Below are 14,813 nucleotides of genomic sequence, written 5' to 3'. Positions count from 1 at the left end.
TGGCTAAAAGGGGGCGGCTGGGCCCAGGTTACCCGGCGTGGTCGTCGAAAAGGTGGCAGGCGACCGTCTGCTGGTCGCCCTCCAGCGGCGGTTCCTCTAGTTCGCAGGGACTCTCGAACGCCTCCTGGAGAATCTCTGCCGCCTCGTCCCAGTCCTCGGTGGCGAGCGCGTCGAACGCCCGGTCGACGACGTCGCGGACCTCACCCGACGGGTCGGTGCTGAACTCGCGGTCCCACAGTTCCTCGACGAACGCCTCGCGGTCGGCTTCGCGGCCTCCGTCCGCCTGGGCCTCCGCCGGTTCGCCGCCGGCGTCCGGCCCGTCGGTCGTCGCGTCCTCCCAGACGGCGTCGAGCGGGATGTCGCGGTTCTCGACGGCCTCCCGGAGGTCCATCACCTCGCGGAACACGTCCTGGTCGACGTCCATCTCCGCGGGCGGGATGACCTCCGGGCAGCGCGTCCGGAACCGGCAGCCAGAGGGCGGGTCGATGGGGCTCGGCACGTCGCCCTCGAGGAGGATGCGGTCCTCGTTGGTGGCCCGTGGGTCCGGGTCGGGGATGGAGGAGAGCAGCGCGTTCGTGTACGGGTGTTTCGGGTCGTCGAACAGCAGTTCGGTGGGCGCCGTCTCCACGACCTTGCCGAGGTACATCACGGCGACGCGGTCGCAGATGTGCCGGACGACGGAGAGGTCGTGGGCGATGAACAGGTAGGTGAGGTCGAACTCCTCCTGGAGGTCCTCCATCAGATTCAGAATCTGGGCCTGCACGCTCACGTCGAGCGCGCTCACCGGTTCGTCGGCCACGATGAAGTCGGGGTCGACCGCGAGCGCGCGGGCGATGCCGACGCGCTGGCGCTGCCCGCCCGAGAGCTCGTGGGGGTAGCGGTCGTACTGCGCGGGTTCGAGGCCGACGGCCGTCAGGAGCTGGGCGACCCGATTGCGGCGCTTCGCGCGCTTCGAGTCCCCTGCCCCCACGTCGACGCGGACGCCCGTGACGCGGCCGTCCTCACGCGTGACGGTGGTGTCGACGTCCAGGTAGGTCGCGGTGTCGACGTCCACCTCGTCGCCAGTGACGGTGACAGTGACCGGGACGACTGCCTCTCCGTCCGTGCTGGTGACGAGCGCGTCGACGTCGTCCGCGACGTCGACCGTGACCGCGTCCCGCTGGATGCCCTCGACGGTCACGTCGGCGCGGGCCGTGACCGCGGGGTCGCTCTCCGGGAGGCCGTGGATCTTCAGCGGCTCCATGATCGTCTGTCCCGCGCTCTGCCGGGGGTCGAGGGAGGACAGCGGGTCCTGGAAGATCATCTGCATGTCCCGGCGCTTCGCGCGGAGTTCGTCGTCGTCGAGGTCCGCGACGTCCTCGCCCGCGTACAGCACGCGGCCGTCCGTCGGTTCCAGCAGGCGGAGGATGGATCGTCCCGTGGTCGACTTCCCGCAGCCGGACTCGCCGACGAGGCCGAGCGTCTCGCCCTCGTAGATGTCGAAGTCGACGCCGTCGACGGCCTTCACGGTCTGGGGCTCGTCGGCGAGCCACCGGTCGAGCCAGCCGTCCGCGCGCGAGAAGTACTTCCGAAGGTCCTCGACGTGCATCAGCGGTTCGCCGGTGAACGTCTCGGACTCGGCGGCCATCCCCCGCTCGGCGCCGTACTCGGTGGTGTCGAACTCCTCGAGGACGCACTTCGAGCGGTGGTCGACGTCCTCCGGGCCGTGCTGGAGGTACGGAATCTCGCCCTCGGTGCACTCCTCGTGGGCCCACGGACAGCGGGGCGCGAAGTGGCAGCCGTCGGGGAGGTCGATGAGGTCCGGGACGTTGCCCTCGATGGGCTGGAGGCGCTCGGTGTCCTCCCGCGGGATGGACTCCAGGAGCGCGTACGTGTACGGGTGGCTGGGGTCGTGGAAGATGTCGTCCACCGGCCCCTCCTCGACGACCTCGCCGGCGTACATCACGGCGACGCGGTCGCAGGTCTCCGCGACGACGCCGAGGTCGTGGGTGATGAACAGGACGCTCATCCCGAACTCGTCCTGGAGGTCGTTGATGAGGTCGAGAATCTGGGCCTGGATGGTGACGTCCAGTGCGGTGGTCGGCTCGTCCGCGATGAGGATTTTCGGGCGGCAGGCGAGCGCGATGGCGATGAGGACGCGCTGGCGCATCCCCCCGGAGAACTCGTGGGGATACTCGTCGAGGCGTGCCTCGGGTTCGGGGATGCCGACCTCGTCGAGAATGTCGACGGTCTCCTGGACGATCTCCTCGTCGGTGTCACCCCTGGAGAGCGCCTCGCGGATGCCGTTGAGCCACGAGTCCTTCTTCTTCCCGCCGTGGCGGTGGAGACGCAGGCTCTCGGCGATCTGCTCGCCGACGGTGAGCGCGGGGTTGAGCGACGTCATCGGGTCCTGGAAGATCATGCTCATCTCCCCGCCCCGGATGTCACGCATCACGTGCTCGGGCGCTGTCGTGAGGTCGATGCGGGCGCCCTCCAGGCAGACGTTCTCGGGGCCGTTCTCGCGGTTCCGAAGGACGTCCCACGGGTCGGCCGACGGGTCGACGTCGCTGTCCGGCACGGACGCGACCCGGGCGTCCTCGACGAAGATGAAGCCGTCGAGGGCGTCGGCGACGGCGTGGTCGAGTTCGGCGCCGACCTCGTCGGGGTCGTCGCCGTCGTCCAGCCGGTCGGCGAACTCGCGGAGGTCCGCCGCGAGGTCGTTCGGGTCGTCGCGGGCCGCCAGGTCCTCGGCGATGCCACGGAGTTCGGCCGGCATCGACCCGACTTCGGCGTCCCCGCGCAGGTCACCGGCGAGTTCCCGGCACGCAGCCACGAGGTCGTAAGGGTAGGTAGCGACGGCGCCGGCGTGGTCCGCCGCGAGTTCGGCGGCCAGGCCGGGGTCGTTCAGCGTCATCTCGCCGCCGACGACGCTTCCCGGGTCGTCGACGAGTTTCATCGCGGAGAGCGCGGTGACGCTCTTCCCGGAGCCGCTCTCGCCGACCAGGCCGACCGTCTGGCCTTCCTCGATGTCGAGGTCGAGGCCGTCGACCGCCTTCACTGCCCCGCGGTCCGTGTCGAACTGCGTCCGTAGATTCGAGATGGAGAGGAGACCACTCATTGCCACAAACTGGTGACACGGGAGGCATATAGCTTCCGCACCACCGGCCGAGAAGGAAGGCTTTTGCGGGTGGCTGCCGGTTCACGACGCATGCCCAACGACTCCGACCCCATCGGGGAACCCGACAACCCCGCGGCGGACGCGATGCCCCGCTGGGAGCAAGTCGTCGACGACATGGCCGCGACCGCCGCGGAGTACCGCGAGCGCGGCTGGGACGCTCACGAGATCCACCCGGGCGACGTCGCCATCCTGACGGGCGACGTCGACCGCACGGGCATCGAGTTGCTCGCGCCGGACAACGAGTTCGACCCCGCCGTCGAGGCGTTCGACGAGGCCGGCGGCTTCGACAACGCCCAGGTGTTCCGCGCGGACACCGCCGGCACCGTCTACGTGGTCGTCGCGCTCGAGGACCCGGAGGCGGAGACGGCCGTGCTCTACCCCGCGTACTTCAGCCCCACCGAGCACGAGGAGTTCGTGGAGATGGTCGAGGAAGAGGGCGAGGTGCGCACGCACGTCCGACCGCTCGACGAACGCCGCGTGCTCACGTTCACCCACGAAGACCCGTCGCTGTTCCTCCCCGAAGCGTAAGCAGAAAGTGTGGCGCGGACCGCGCGTCAGTCGCCGCCGAACTCGTGCCCGCAGTTCGGGCACTCGGTGCCGTCGTGGCGGAGTTCGTCGCTCGCCGATCGCACGTCCCGCATCACCGTCGAGATGCGTTCCTCGGCGGCCAGTTCCTCCTCGACGGCCAGGTCGACGCCCTCGACCTCCAGCAGGAACTTCGCCACCTCCGTCACCTCGTACATCAGGTCGTCGAGTTCGTCCGCCGTGAAGAAGTCACACATCGCGCCGTAGAGGAACGTCGCGCCGGCCTTCCGCACCTTGTCCTCGAACGCAGACCGCGCCTGGTTGACGGCCTGCGGGCTGTACGTGTCGGTCATGAACGGGACGAGTTCCGGGAGGTTCTCCCCGATCTTCGTCATCTCCACGCCCGTCTCCGTGCGGAAGTCGGCACAGAGCCGCGCGATGGCCCACTCGCGGGCGGTGATGTACGTGCGGTCCCGCAGGAACTCGTTGACGCGGTCGTACTGCGCGCCGTCCATCTTCGAGAACCGCTTGTACTCCCGGACGTCCCGCGGCACGTCGGAGTCGGGTTCGGGGGCGGACGCCTCGACGACCGGTTCGACCGCGGGGGCGAGGTCCCACTCGGCCGGCGGAGCACGCTGTTCGGGCATGCCCGGGGATTGCCGGGGGGGTCGCAAAAGCGTGTCGGGCGCGAGGGTTCGAGCAGAGGGAGAATCCTCGGCCTGTCCGAGCGGGGAGTGCGTGGCCGACCAGCGGGAGGCCACGAGAACGCGAACGGCGCCAGCCGTGAGCGAAGCGACCCGCGAGGCGCGAGGACCCTCGGCCAGTCCGAACGGCGAGCGAAGCGAGCCGTCAGGCGCGGAGAACCAAGAACGGCGACCTTCGCGGTCAGTTGCTCGTGAACCGGCCCCGCTCGTCGCGGGCCGGCGTCTGGCTGTCTTCCGCCTGCTGGTCGCCATCCGCCTCCTCGTCGTTGTTCTCGAACGGGACCCGGTAGAGCTTGGGGGCCCGCTGCTGGCCGCGCCCCCGACCGACCTGCTGGGGAGCGCTCCGCTGGCCGCCCTGGGGGTCGACGAACTGGCTCGGCTGGTCGCGCTGCTGGTTCCGTACGTGGTTTCCGCCGCCGCTGACTCCTGCTCGACCGCCGGACTGCCGCCCGGGCTGCTGACCGCCTCGCTCCGCATTGGTGTTGCTCCACTGGTCGGCGGGTGGCCGGGCCGACTGCTGCTGTCGTCGCTGTCGCTGGCCGTGCTGTGGGCCGCCCTGCTGGTGATTCGGGCCGCTTCCTGTCGGGTGCTGCCCGCCCCCACCGCGCTGCTGGCCGCCGCCAGTCTGGGGCCACTGGTCGCCTCGCTGCCCGTGGAACTCGCCCTGCTCGACTGGCTGCTGGCCCTGCGGGGAGTGTCCGCCCGCGACACCCTGGCCGCGCGGTTGGCCCCGTGGGCCCGAGTTGGTCGGCGGTCCGTTTCCTCCAGAAGCACCTGGCTGCTGCCCGCCTGACTGACCGGCCTGTGGTGGACTGCCTTGCTGGCGGTGCCAGCGCCGACCCCCCTCCCGTCGCTCGTCGCCCGGGCTTGCCTGGCCGCCCTGCCACTGTGCTCCGCGTCGGGCGTCGTGCCGTCGGCCGCTCTGGCGGGGGACCTGTCCCCGTTCCGCGCGTTGCTGGGCCCGGGCTGGCTGGCGCTCCTCCCGGTCCCGACCCTCGCCCCGTCCACGTCGATATCGGTCCTGGTTACCGTTTCTCATAGCTGTGAACCCGAGTTGCGCGCTACTAACGGACCGCTCCGAAACCCGCCACTACAGACACGGGTAGGAGTTCCACGCACGTTTCGGAGTCAGTTCTGCTTGCCACTGCAACCCGATGATAGGGGAGACCCACCACGGAAGACCCGGTGACCCACGCACAGTGGCCGACAGCGAGCGAACTGGACGGTGCGAACAGCAGAGCAGCCCCCCGGATTCCACAAGCTATCAAATCGCTCCTAAACAAAGTATATCCCCCCAACCTCCCTACGCCCGCTGTGGCAAACGACCCTCCTCCGGCTCCCCCCGATGTGTCAGAGCTCGACGTCGATTCGATAGAACGGAGCGAAGCGGTCGATTACAGCCCGGAGACGGACACGTATCGAGCGTCCTTCGACGGGAACACCGAGTCGGTGAGCATGGCTGTCGTCGCGACGGTCGCGGTCGTCACGCAGACCGGGCCGACGGAGCTACCGACGCTCAACGACGTAATCGACCCCGAGGCCCTCGACAACCTGGTCGAGCGGCGAGACCGCTCCGCCTCGGCGAGCGACGTCCACGTCTCCTTCGAGTACGCCGGCTGTACGCTGACCGTCCACAGCTACGGCATCATCGCGGTCCGCCCGCCCGCAGTGGAGCAGTCGGGCGACGAGCGGGGAGCGGGCAGCGAGTAGGCGGCTTGCTACCGAACGCTTTTGCCCGACGGTGGTGACACTCCGAGCATGAACGTGCTGCTGGGAATCGGGGGCGCCGACGACTCCCTGGACGCCCTCGACGAGACCGTCGCGCGCGCCGTGGACGCGGGCGACGACCTCATGGTCGCGGTCGTGGAGAACCCCGAGAGCGACCGCGTCCCCGAGGAGCTGGTGGACGCCGCCAGGGCCGCACTCGAGGACGCGGGGCTCCCGGTGGACGTCCGCCGCCTCTCCGGAGACCCGGGGAGCGCCATCGTGGAACTCGCGGAGTCCGAGGGGTTCGACCAGGTCGTGCTGGGCGGCGGCCAGCGGAGTCCGATGGGGAAGATACGACTCGGTCACATCTCGGAGTTCGTGCTGTTGAACTCCCGGGTGTCCGTGAAACTGGTGCGATAAGATGGTGGGCGAACGCGTCTACCCCGAGACGGTCGCCGCCGAGTTCCCGCGACCACCCGTCTCGTTCACCGACGGCGAGGGGCGTGCGGTCGAGGTGGGGGCGTACGAGCAACCGGTCCCCCCGGGCGCGGCACCGGCGCACGACGAGAGCGATCCACCACCGGCGGAGAGGGCGTTCGAGGCGGTCGTGGAGATGTACGCCACCTTCGACCCGGCGGACCGCGCCCAGGGCGTGCCACCGGTCGGCGAGACGCGCATCCGGGAGTGGCTCGACACGCTGCTCGCGCGGGAGGGCTTCGACGTGCTGGCGTGGAACGGCGACATCGTGGCCGGCCACGCGACGCTCGTGCCGGACTCGGCGTCGACGTACGAGCTCGCCATCTTCGTCCACCAGGATTACCAGGGCGCGGGCGTCGGCACGCGACTCATCGAGGCGCTGCTCGGTCACGGTCAGGAACACGGCGTGGAGTACGTCTGGCTCACCGTCGAGCGGTGGAACCGGCCGGCGGTCGCGCTGTACGAGAAGGTGGGCTTCGAGACGGCGTCCGCGGAGAGCTTCGAGATGGAGATGTCGATTCGTCTAAACTAAACTGACAGGACGGGCTGGCTGGCGTACAGCAGGACGTACTCGGCGGCCTTCTCGAGAACGTCGCCCGCGTCGCCGCGCAGCCCCTCGCGGGGGATGGCGAGGAAGTCCGCGTCCACGTCGTCCGCGCAGTCGAGGATGACGCTCCCCGGGTGCTGAAGCTTCCGAGACGTGGAGAAGCCGTACGCGATGGAGGAGTCCACGCTGACCTCCTCGGGCGCGAACGACGCTATCTCCGCGAGGAACGTGTTCGTGTCCTCGACGACCTCTTCCTCGGCGACGTTGCCGGCGTCGATGCTCCGCGTGACGGTCTCGCCGAGGACGTACAGCGCGTGCACGTCGGCGCCGTAGCGCTCCGCGACGGCGACGGCGTACTCGACGGCCGTGGCGGAGGCCTCCGTGCCGTCCACCGGGACGAGGACGGTGTCCACTTCGAGGCTCATGGATTGGACTGCGCCGCGGGGCTACTAAAGCGCTCCGCGTGTGGCTTTAAGGTGTCCGGCCCGGAACGACCACCTATGATAGAGACGGTTGTCATCGCGACCGACGGCTCCGAGAGCGTCGGGCGCGCGGTGGACGTGGCCCTCGACGTCGCCACGCGGTTCGACGCCGCGGTCCACGCCCTCTACGTCCTCGAGGAGAGCGAGGTGGAGACCGCGCCCGAGGCGGTCCGCGACGAGATGCACGCGGCCCTCGCGGAGCGCGGCGAGGACGCGGTGGCGAAGGTGGCCGAGGCGGCAGAGAAGAACGTCACGACGGCGGTCCGCGAGGGGCGGCCACCCGCGGAGATTAGCCAGTACGCCCGGGACGTGGACGCGGACGTGGTCGCCACCGGGACCCGGGGCCGGCACGGCGAGAACCGCTTCTTCATCGGGAGCGTCGCCGAGCGCGTCGTTCGGACCTGCCCGGTTCCCGTGCTGACGGTCCGCCAACTCGAGGCAGAGACCTAACAGGAGATTTATTCCGGTTCCGCGAAGAGTTCTGCGACGATGCCCTCCACGAACCGACGCCGCTTTCTCGCGACCGCGGGTGCCGCCAGCGTCGCCGCACTCGCCGGCTGTAACGCGCTGGGGAGCGGCCACCCCGAGGTGAACACCGGGAGTGGCCTGAGCGAGGACACGAGCCAGGCCCTCGAGAACGACGCCGTCTACCTCGCGGGCGACACCGACGACCTGCCGACCCCACCGAACATCGCAGAGACCCTCGAAGACGCGGACGCCGTGCTCGCCACCCCGAGTGCGGACCGGGCGACCCTCGTACAGGCGTTCCGCACGCACAGGCCCGTGGCGTTCGCGACGGGGAGTGGCTTCGACGCGATGGTGGGGCTGCTTGAGAGCGTCCGCCAGGAGTACACGTTCGGCGTCGAGGCGGTCCGGGCACGCCCCGTCAGCGTGGTCGTGGCGGTACCGGGGAACGAGACCGTCGAGACGTACACGTTCGTCGACGAGGGCGGCTGGGACGACCCGGTCCTCGACCCGCTCGGCTGGGCGCTCGTCGGGCGCGTCCCCGAGTGCGAGACGTTCGTCCCGGAGTCATCGGCGGACGAGCTGTACGACTACGCGGGTGCCACGAACGTCGTCGGTCGCCTCGACGAGGGGGAGGCCTACGCGTCCCGGACGGTCGCGTCGGTCAGCCACCAGGACACCGGCCAGTACGTCCGCCTGCGGACGACGCTGCACGCCGAGGCGAACGACGGGTTCGCCGTCGAGGATGGCGTGAGGGAGGCGGACTTCCCGGACGACCAGCGCCTCCACGACGTCTTCCCGAACGCGCACACGCGAAACGGCGTGCAGGTCGCGAACGTCTCGGACACGACCCGGAGCACGTTCGAAATCGAGTTGACGCCTAAGAACGCGCGTGCAAGGAGCGCGCTCACCGGCTGTGGCGGCCTGCAGACGGAGGGGAGCATCGCCTACGACCACCGGACCAGTTTCCAGTGGAAGCGCGACGACCTGCTCGGTGCCGACCGCCACTACGGTGGCGGGACGGGTCGCGGCGAGTGGCACCTCGGAACCTGAGCGGCGACTGTTCGCCCCCAATCGCGGGGTTCTTTGCGCGTCCGGCCCACCTGCCGGTATGGAAGACTGGGTCATCGAGGACGAGGGCTTGCCGCTCGAACGCAAGTCACTGCTGCCCGGAAAGGGCTTTTTCGTCCCGGACGACGTCCGCGAGGAGCAGAAGGACCGGGAGATCAGAGAGCGCATCGAGGGCGCGAACGTCGTCGTGGTGGCGGACCCCGACGCCGACGGCCTGGCGTGTGCGGCCACCATCCGCGAGGTGTACGGCGAGGCGGCGCTCGTGCCCGCCGGCCCCCACGAGATCGAGGACGGCCTGCGCCGCGCTGCTGAGTTCGGCGCCGACGATTGTCGCATCTTCGTCTGCGACCTCTGCCCGGACAAGTTCCGGTACGTCGACGACGAACTCGCGTACGCCGTCGAGCACGCCAGTGAGGTCCGGTGGTTCGACCACCACCAGTGGACCGAGGAGACGGCCGACGCCGTCCGCGATGCGGGCGTCGACCTCGTCGTCGGCGACTCCGAGGAGGAGTGCACCGCCGACGTCGCGGTCCGGAGCCTCGACGGGGACGTCCCGGAGTACCTCCGTGAACTCGCCGTCGTCACCCGTGACCACGACCTCTGGCTGAAGGAGGACCCCCGCAGCGACGATCTGGCGGACTACTCCTACTGGACGGACGCCGAGGAGTACATGGACACCGTCCAGGAACACGGCGCCGACCTCCCCGAGGACGTCCTGGAGTTCCTCGCGGAGCGCCGCGTCGAGAAGAACGACCTCATCGACCGGGCGGTCGCCCGCGCGGCGATGAAGGAGATCGACGAGTGGACGGTCGGCGTCACGTACGGCCGCTGCTCGCAGAACGAGGTTGCCGAGGCGCTCCGCGAGCAGGGCGCCGACGCCGCTGTCGTCGTCAAGCCCTCCGGGAGCGCGAGCATTCGCGGCACCGAGGGCTTCGAGCGCGCCCACGAGGTCGCCCGCCAGGTCAACGGCGGCGGTCACCCGAAGGCCGCGGGCTGCAAGCCCGACATCTACGAGGACATGATGGACTACGCGAACCACTGGACCTCCCAGGGCGCGACGACCAAGCAGGTCATCCTCGACGCGTTCCGCAACCTCGAGGACGAACCGGCCGACGACTAGCCCGCCGCGTTTATCCGGACACCAGCCGTCGCCCGGGGTATGAGCCTCGACTTCGATGCTGGCCGTCCCGTCGTCGGGATGGTCCACCTCGACGCGCTCCCCGGCGCCCCGGGGTTCGACGGCGACCGGGAAGCCATCAGGGATGCCATGCTGCGGGACGCACGTCGCCTCGAATCGGGCGGCGTGGACGCTCTCATGCTGGAGAACTTCGGCGACGCGCCGTTCTACGCCGACGACGTCCCCAAACACGTCGTGGCGTCGATGGCCGCGCTCGCCGCCGACCTGCGCCGCGAGACGAATCTCCCCCTCGGCGTCAACGTACTCCGGAACGACGCCGACGCCGCCGTCTCCGTCGCGGCCGCGGCCGGCGCGCAGTTCGTGCGCGTGAACGTCCACGCCGCCGCGCGCCTCACCGACCAGGGCATCGTCACCGGCGCGGCGGCCGAGACGGTCCGCCTCCGCGAGCGCCTCGGCGCGGATGTCTCGATTCTCGCCGACGTCGACGTGAAACACTCCGCCCCACTCGCGGAGCGACCGCTCTCCGAGGAGGTCGCGGAATTAGTCGAGCGCGGCTGGGCCGACGGCCTCGTCGCCAGCGGCAGCGGCACCGGCCACGCGACGAGCCTCGACCACCTCCGGAACGTGGTGGCGGCCCGCGACGAACTCGACACGGACGCCTCGGTGTTCGTCGGCAGCGGCGTGACAAGGGAGACGGTCGGCGAGGCACTGGACGTCGCGGATTGCGTCATCGTCGGCACGGCGCTGAAGGAGAACGAGGAGACGACCGCATCCGTCGACGAGCAGCGCGTCCGGCGCCTCGTCGAGGAAGCCCGCTAGTCGGGGAGGTCGTCACGGACAGCGAGCGCACCCCGTGCGCCCGCCGCAGTACAGTTCTGCGCGGCGGCCGCGGCGGCCGTTTCTCCCGCTGCTTCTGCCGGTCTGTCGCCGAGCAGCCACGCGTGAATCAGCGCCGCGGTGAACGCGTCGCCGGCGCCGGTGGTGTCCACGACGGCGCGCTCGTGGGCGTCGACCTGGACCACCTCGCCGTCGCCGAGGTACGCGCCGTCACTTCCCACAGTCACAGCGACCCGGTCGGCGCCCGCACGGGACAGCGACTCGACGGCCGCGCTCGGGTCGCAGTCCAGATAGGAGCGCGCGGCCACCTCGTTCGTGACGAACAGGTCCGCGGCCGTCGCCGCTGCGTCGATGGTCTCGCGGGTCGCGCCCCGGCCTTCGAGTTCCGAAATCGGGCCGGCGAGGTCGAACGCGAGCGCCGCAATCTCGCCGGTCTGTCGCATCTCTACAAGATCACGGACGACCACGTCGGGGGCGTATGCGCTCGTGAACACGCAGTCTGCGTCTCGACAGCGCTCTCGGTCGGCGTCCGTGAGTCGGAGTTGCGGGACGCTGTCGCCGCCCGCGACGATCATCCGGTCGCCGTCAGGACCGCGGAGAATCAGGCAGTACGAGGACTCGTCGTCGCCTCGGCGGACGCCCGACACGTCGACGCCCCAATCGGCCAGCGAAGCGAACACGCGGTCGGCCGCGTCGTCGTCACCGACCCGGGAGACGACGCTCGCGTCGTGGTCGAGCGCCGAGAGCGCGCAGGCGACGTTCGCGGCCACGCCGCCTGCGCGCTCTTCGTAGTCGCGGACGAACGCGCCGCCGTCGGGTTCCGGGAGATTCGAGAGGCCGTAGACGCGGTCGAGCACCGCGCTCCCGACGGCGACGACGGTGGCCATCAGCGCTCCCCGGCCACCCACTTCTCGGAGTACGCGGTGCCACAGGAACAGTAGACGTAGGCGTGGATGACGTCGCCCTCGGCGTAGAGTCCGCCGACCTCATCGTTCTGGGCCTCCGCGAAGGAGAAGACGAACTCGGCGTGATGGTCCTCGGAGTCGTCGTCGGCCGCCGGGCAGTCCCCGCCGACGAGGTCCGCGTCGACCTGGCCGGGGTTGTCCATCGCTGTCGAGCCGAACTCCATCGCGGCCATCCCCGTGATCGTCTGGAAGACGCTGCGGCCGCGTTCACCGTCGACGACGAGGATGACGCCCTCCCCGACGCGCTCGGCGTCGTCACGGTCGGCGAGTGAGTCGACGTCTGAGACGTAGGATTCGGAGAGGTAGAGCGCGACGTGGTCGGTTCGGTCGCCGGCGAGATAGGCGTCGTAGTCGCTCACGACACCGGGTACGCGACCGCCGCGAAAAAGCGTGGCGTTACTCAGGCTTCGGCCGCTTCCTCGTCGGCCTCCTCGTCCTCGCCCTCACCGTAGAGGGAGGCGACGGACTCGTCGCCGCGCTCGGCGACGGCGACGTTGAGCTGGACGGTGGCGTCGGAGACTTCCTTCCCGCGGACGCTGACGCGCTTGCGCTCGCCGTCGGTGGTCGGCTTGAAGCCGGGGCCCCCCGACAGCAGGACGTCCTGCAGTCCGGCGCCGTCGACGTCCGGGCGCATCGGTCGGCCGGCGGCGTCGCTGCCGCCGGTGATCTCGACGGTGTAGCCGTCGAGGCCGACTGCCTCGCCGTCGACCTCGTCACCGATGTCGAGACCGAGGAAGCGGTTCGCGTCCTGTCCGTCTACCTCGCGCTGGTAGGTTCGCCCCGACTCGGGGTCGGCGACGACGACCTGGAACGTAGCCATGCGTGAAACGAGTCGGGCGCTATTCAAAAACCCGTCGAAGCGACCGAGCAGCGACGCTGACGCGCTTCCCGGGAGAATCCGGCTTCGAGGCGGTAGGAGCGAGCAGGCGACCCGGCGGTTCGCAGGGCGATGGTCGCACTACCGCTGACGCCCTGCGGCCGAATTCAGTGCATAGTCCGGGTTGGTCCCGCTCTCGTACTTGAACCTGCGCAGGAACCAGGCGGTGGAACAGCCGTCAACGGCCAGCATCCGCAAGCGAGCGGTCCAACGGACCCGAGCGAAGCGGTTCACTGCGCGAACGAGCGAAGCGAGGGAGCGCAGGCCGACGACTGAGGGATGCGAAGCGGACCGAAGGAGGAGTGCTTTTAGTGCAGGTTTTACCGAGTGAGGCGGCCGGAGGCCGCCGAGCGCAGCGTAAAACGTGCGTCAGAACGGGTAGTCCCGCTCCTCGCGCTGCACGCTGATCCACTTCTGCTCGGTGAACTCTTCGAGAACCGCTTCGCCGTTGTAGCGGCCCATGCCGGAGTCGCCGACGCCGCCGAAGGGGACGTGGGGTTCGTCGTTGATGGGCTGGTCGTTGATGTGAATCATCCCGGTGTCGATGCGGTCGGCGATGTCGCGGGCGCGCCCGACGTCGCCCGAGTGGACGGAGCCGGAGAGGCCGTAGTCAGTCGAGTTGGCCATCTCGACGGCCTCGTCGTCGTCCGAGAACGGGATGACCGGAGCGACCGGGCCGAAGTGCTCGTTGCACGCGGCGGCCATGTCGTTGGTGGCGTCCGAGAGGACCGTGGGTTCGACGACGAGGCCGTCGTGGCCGCCGCCGGTTTCGACGGTGGCGCCTGCGTCGACCGTCTGCTCGACGAAGTCGAGGATCTGGTCGCGCTGGGACTCGTCGATGATGGGGCCGACCACGGTCTGGGGTTCGTGGGCAGTCCCAGTCGGGAGTTCCTCGGCGCGTTCGGTGAGTCGGTGGACGTACTCGTCGTAGACGTCCTCGTGGACGAGGTGGCGGTTGACGGAGATGCAGACCTGCCCGGAGTGGAGGAAAGAGCCGAAGACGCCGCCGTCGATGGCGCGGTCGAGGTCTGCGTCCTCGGTGACGATGTGGACGTTGTTGCCGCCGAGCTCCATCGCGGGCGTCGCGAGGTTCGTGGCGGCGGTGCCGGCGACCTGCTTGCCGACCTCAGTGGAGCCAGTGAACGCGACGACGTCGGCCTCGGGGTGGCCGGCGATGCGGTCGCCGACCTCCGACCCGTGGCCGGTGACGACGTTGAGCACGCCCTCGGGGAGGCCGGCGGCCTCGAACAGTTTGGCGAGCAGCAGGCCGCCCGTGACGGGTGTGTTCGTCGCGGGCTTCAGGACGACGCTGTTGCCGGTGGCGATGGCGGGGGCGACGGCGCGGATGGAGAGGTTCAGCGGGAAGTTCCACGGGGAGATGACGCCGACGACGCCCTTCGGTTCGCGGACGACGATGTTCTCCTTGCCCGCGACCGTGGAGTCGCGGCGGTCGCCGGACATCCGCGTGGGGAAGGAGGCGGCCTCGCCCGTGATGCCGACGGAGGTGTAGAACTCCGCCATCCCCTTCGTGCGCGTCGACCCGGACTCGGCGGCGAGGAGGTCGAGAATCTCGTCGCGGTTCTCCTTGAGGAGGTCGCGTGCGGTCCGGACGACGGAGGCTCGCTGCTGGGGCGGGCGGGAAGCCCACTCGTCCTGCGCGGCGGCGGCCGCCTCGTAGGCGGCGTCGACGTCGCCAGTGGTGCCCGCGGGCACCTCGGCGAACTGCTCGCGCGTCGACGGGTCCTCGACGGAGATGGTGTCGCCGTCGTCGGGTGCGACGTACTCGCCGTCGATGTACTGTGCGGTCCAGTCGACGTCGGTGAGGTCGAGGTCGGACATCGGTGTGGGCTTGGATGTCCAC

At 69.8% G+C, this 14,813-nt stretch carries 16 protein-coding genes; 9 read left to right on the top strand and 7 right to left on the bottom strand.

From position 1 onward, the window contains the following. Positions 1 to 28 precede the first annotated feature (28 nt). The gene (locus HALDL1_02750; GenBank protein AHG02662.1) at positions 29 to 3,097 is read right to left on the bottom strand and encodes a peptide ABC transporter ATP-binding protein; all 3,069 of its coding nucleotides are present in this window, start codon (positions 3,095 to 3,097) and stop codon (positions 29 to 31) included. Positions 3,098 to 3,187: 90 nt separating this feature from the next. Here HALDL1_02750 and HALDL1_02745 point away from each other — a divergent pair, with 90 nt between their 5' ends. Continuing rightward, on the top strand, positions 3,188 to 3,685 hold the full coding sequence (locus HALDL1_02745; protein AHG02661.1) for a hypothetical protein: 498 nt from the start codon (positions 3,188 to 3,190) through the stop codon (positions 3,683 to 3,685). A 26-nt stretch (positions 3,686 to 3,711) separates the two neighbouring features. Here HALDL1_02745 and HALDL1_02740 read toward each other — a convergent pair whose 3' ends face one another. After that, entirely contained in the window at positions 3,712 to 4,329 is a 618-nt protein-coding gene (locus HALDL1_02740) for a hypothetical protein (GenBank protein AHG02660.1), read from the bottom strand. Between the two features lie 91 nt (positions 4,330 to 4,420). Between HALDL1_02740 and HALDL1_02735 the strand changes: the two genes are divergently transcribed. The 4 genes from HALDL1_02735 (at position 4,421) to HALDL1_02720 (ending at position 7,102) form a co-directional block, all read left to right on the top strand. After that, positions 4,421 to 5,179 (top strand): hypothetical protein, encoded by a 759-nt coding sequence (locus HALDL1_02735; GenBank protein AHG05099.1) that lies wholly within the window; start codon positions 4,421 to 4,423, stop codon positions 5,177 to 5,179. Between the two features lie 554 nt (positions 5,180 to 5,733). Then, positions 5,734 to 6,096 carry a hypothetical protein gene (locus HALDL1_02730; protein ID AHG02659.1) on the top strand — a complete coding sequence of 121 codons (363 nt, stop codon included), beginning with the start codon at positions 5,734 to 5,736 and terminating at the stop codon, positions 6,094 to 6,096. 48 nt (positions 6,097 to 6,144) lie between these two features. Continuing rightward, complete coding sequence (locus HALDL1_02725; protein AHG02658.1) at positions 6,145 to 6,513, top strand: universal stress protein UspA; 369 nt, start codon at positions 6,145 to 6,147, stop codon at positions 6,511 to 6,513. Position 6,514: 1 nt separating this feature from the next. Further along, the gene (locus HALDL1_02720; protein AHG02657.1) at positions 6,515 to 7,102 is read left to right on the top strand and encodes a protein N-acetyltransferase; all 588 of its coding nucleotides are present in this window, start codon (positions 6,515 to 6,517) and stop codon (positions 7,100 to 7,102) included. On the opposite strand, the gene HALDL1_02715 is transcribed toward HALDL1_02720, so the two are convergent. Continuing rightward, positions 7,099 to 7,542 carry a universal stress protein UspA gene (locus tag HALDL1_02715; protein AHG02656.1) on the bottom strand — a complete coding sequence of 148 codons (444 nt, stop codon included), beginning with the start codon at positions 7,540 to 7,542 and terminating at the stop codon, positions 7,099 to 7,101. The genes HALDL1_02720 and HALDL1_02715 overlap by 4 nt on opposite strands. A 75-nt stretch (positions 7,543 to 7,617) precedes the next feature. On the opposite strand from HALDL1_02715, the gene HALDL1_02710 reads away from it, so the two are divergent. The 4 genes from HALDL1_02710 to HALDL1_02695 all read left to right on the top strand — a co-directional run bounded on the left by HALDL1_02710 (position 7,618) and on the right by HALDL1_02695 (position 11,092). Then, on the top strand, positions 7,618 to 8,049 hold the full coding sequence (locus HALDL1_02710; GenBank protein ID AHG02655.1) for a universal stress protein UspA: 432 nt from the start codon (positions 7,618 to 7,620) through the stop codon (positions 8,047 to 8,049). Between the two features lie 138 nt (positions 8,050 to 8,187). After that, the gene (locus tag HALDL1_02705; GenBank protein ID AHG02654.1) at positions 8,188 to 9,117 is read left to right on the top strand and encodes a hypothetical protein; all 930 of its coding nucleotides are present in this window, start codon (positions 8,188 to 8,190) and stop codon (positions 9,115 to 9,117) included. A gap of 58 nt (positions 9,118 to 9,175) precedes the next feature. After that, positions 9,176 to 10,255 (top strand): RecJ-like exonuclease, encoded by a 1,080-nt coding sequence (locus tag HALDL1_02700; GenBank protein ID AHG02653.1) that lies wholly within the window; start codon positions 9,176 to 9,178, stop codon positions 10,253 to 10,255. A 39-nt stretch (positions 10,256 to 10,294) separates the two neighbouring features. After that, a complete protein-coding gene (locus HALDL1_02695) occupies positions 10,295 to 11,092 on the top strand; it encodes a phosphorybosylanthranilate isomerase (GenBank protein AHG02652.1) in 798 nt (265 codons plus the stop codon). On the opposite strand, the gene HALDL1_02690 is transcribed toward HALDL1_02695, so the two are convergent. The 4 genes from HALDL1_02690 to HALDL1_02675 all read right to left on the bottom strand — a co-directional run bounded on the left by HALDL1_02690 (position 11,089) and on the right by HALDL1_02675 (position 14,791). Next, on the bottom strand, positions 11,089 to 11,997 hold the full coding sequence (locus HALDL1_02690; GenBank protein AHG02651.1) for a sugar kinase: 909 nt from the start codon (positions 11,995 to 11,997) through the stop codon (positions 11,089 to 11,091). The genes HALDL1_02695 and HALDL1_02690 overlap by 4 nt on opposite strands. Beyond that, a complete protein-coding gene (locus tag HALDL1_02685; GenBank protein ID AHG02650.1) occupies positions 11,997 to 12,434 on the bottom strand; it encodes a hypothetical protein in 438 nt (145 codons plus the stop codon). Before HALDL1_02685 ends, HALDL1_02690 begins: the two co-directional genes overlap by 1 nt. 41 nt (positions 12,435 to 12,475) lie before the next feature. Then, positions 12,476 to 12,895, bottom strand: coding sequence for a 30S ribosomal protein S6 (locus HALDL1_02680; GenBank protein ID AHG02649.1), 420 nt, complete (start codon positions 12,893 to 12,895; stop codon positions 12,476 to 12,478). 426 nt (positions 12,896 to 13,321) lie between these two features. Further along, a complete protein-coding gene (locus tag HALDL1_02675) occupies positions 13,322 to 14,791 on the bottom strand; it encodes an aldehyde dehydrogenase (GenBank protein ID AHG02648.1) in 1,470 nt (489 codons plus the stop codon). Between the last annotated feature and the right edge of the window lie 22 nt (positions 14,792 to 14,813).

The sequence above is a fragment of the Halobacterium sp. DL1 genome (assembly GCA_000230955.3).
In the GTDB taxonomy this organism is placed as follows: Archaea; Halobacteriota; Halobacteria; order Halobacteriales; family Halobacteriaceae; genus Halobacterium.
This window is presented reverse-complemented; position numbering and strand designations above follow the sequence as displayed.